Annotated in this window: 2 protein-coding genes; both read left to right on the top strand. The window is 38.4% G+C overall.

All coding sequences use genetic code 11. From position 1 onward, the window contains the following. Window positions 1–338 precede the first annotated feature (338 nt). A complete protein-coding gene (locus tag ACFIKJ_RS09170) occupies window positions 339–845 on the top strand; it encodes a hypothetical protein (protein WP_375627031.1) in 507 nt (168 codons plus the stop codon). 84 nt (window positions 846–929) lie between these two features. Next, complete coding sequence (locus ACFIKJ_RS09165) at window positions 930–1,703, top strand: hypothetical protein (RefSeq protein ID WP_375670534.1); 774 nt, start codon at window positions 930–932, stop codon at window positions 1,701–1,703. Window positions 1,704–1,785: the final 82 nt, after the last annotated feature.

Here is a 1,785-nt window from a genome sequence, read left to right as displayed (position 1 = left end):
AAAGCACTTGGTATTCAATTAGGTAGGTATCAAAATGAAAAAAATTGAAAAAAATAAAAAATACGTATTGACATTAAAAAAAGGTTCGTTTAGAAATTTCGACAAGTGCTAAAAACACTTAATCGTAAGCGGTTAAACCACGTAAGGTTTTTCCCATTTCTTAAAATACTGACTTTCTTTTGTGCTATCATTGGCATATAACGATTTTGTCGGGTGTAGCTATACCATACAATACCCTTCGCGAGGGGAAAGTATAGCGGCGGACTTACGACCGTGTTTTTAGCGCCCGGCGCCCTTATGGGCTGTCAATTAAAAACCTAATTTCGTAAGGATTTATTATGCAAAATTCTGTAAAAAAATATCAACTCACCAATCAAACAATTCTTCGTGAGGGTAAAAAACTTTATCGCATTAAGGCGTTAAGAGATTTTGGTGATGTTAAAGCTGGTCAACTTGGTGGCTATATTGAATCTGAAGAAAATCTTTCCCATGATGGTAATTGCTGGGTTGGTGATCAGGCCATTGTTGTGAGCCCTGGTCGTGTTTACGAAAATGCGCAGGTTTATGGCAATGCAGGTGTTGGTGGTTTTGTATATGGTAATGCTCGCGTCTACGATTCAGCAAAGGTTTTTGCCAATGCCCATGTGTATGATAATGCCCATGTTTTCGATAGTGCAAAAATTGTAAGTAAAGTGCATGTTTATGAAAATGCCAATGCATGTGGCATGGCTATTGTTACTAAGAATATTTGTGGTGACACAATGAATAATGTTTATACAGAACGCCTTTCTCCTTATGGTGAAATTTGCTTTGTTATGTGTCGTGCTCATAGGAAAACAGCTTAAATAACGGCGCGGGCGCGGCGGGGGCGCCTCCTTATAACCATTTCATTCAAAAATTTATTCAAATGTTAGATTAGGGAGTTACCTATGACCACTACAACTGTATCTAAAAAATATGAATTTACTAATGAAAACTTCACTTTTGATGGTCTTACTTTACACCGCATACGTGCTCTAAGAGATTTTGATGATGTTAAGGCGGGGGACCTCGGCGGTTTTATTGAAAATGAAAGTAACTTATCCCATGATGGCAATTGCTGGGTCTATGATAATGCCGCGGTTCTTTTCGATGCAACTGTTTATGAAAATGCTAAAATTTATAATGATGCTAAAATCTTTAGAGGTGCCAAGGTGTATGGCAATGCTATCGTTAATGGCAAGGCATTGGTTTTTGATACAACCGCTCATATTTATGATAACGCAAAAATTCATGATAACGCTAAGGTCTGTGGGCATGTTTATGGTAATGCCGTAATTAGTGATAATGCTACTATTTCTAATGGTGCCAAGGTTTATGACAATGCCCGTGTCTATGAAAGTGCCTATGTTTGTGGCTATATTTTTGGCAATGCTCGTGTGTATGGCAAGTCACGGGTTTATGTCTGGGCGCGGGTTTATGATAATGCCCATGTTTTTTGTAATGCCTGGATTAAGGATTATTCAAGTATCTATGGTCATGCCAAGGTTTCTGGCTCGGCTCGTGTTGGTTGCTTTGTAAGGATTTATGATCATGCCAAGGTCTATGGCAAATCAAATATTGATCATCATGTGCAAATTTATGGCAATGCTGTTGTGAATAGCCGTGCAAAAATTCGTAATGATATCTGTGATGATAATCTGTCACTAAAAGACGCTGCTTAAATAACGCGGGGGGCTGCTTTATAGCAAAAAAGCCGCGTCCTTTAAGACACGGCTTTTATTATCAAAACAGCTAGCGATCTAA

This window comes from Bartonella sp. PS7NMGDW, assembly GCF_042193585.1.
Taxonomy (GTDB): Bacteria; Pseudomonadota; Alphaproteobacteria; order Rhizobiales; family Rhizobiaceae; genus Bartonella; species Bartonella grahamii.
The sequence above is the reverse complement of the archived record's forward strand: the minus strand, read 5'-3'. Positions and strand labels throughout refer to the sequence as shown.

What these genes read in the sequence shown, in the direction of transcription:
- ACFIKJ_RS09170 (WP_375627031.1), top strand. Translation starts at nt 339, where the DNA reads ATGCAAAATTCTGTAAAAAAATATCAACTCACCAATCAAACAATTCTT.
- ACFIKJ_RS09165 (WP_375670534.1), top strand. Translation starts at nt 930, where the DNA reads ATGACCACTACAACTGTATCTAAAAAATATGAATTTACTAATGAAAAC.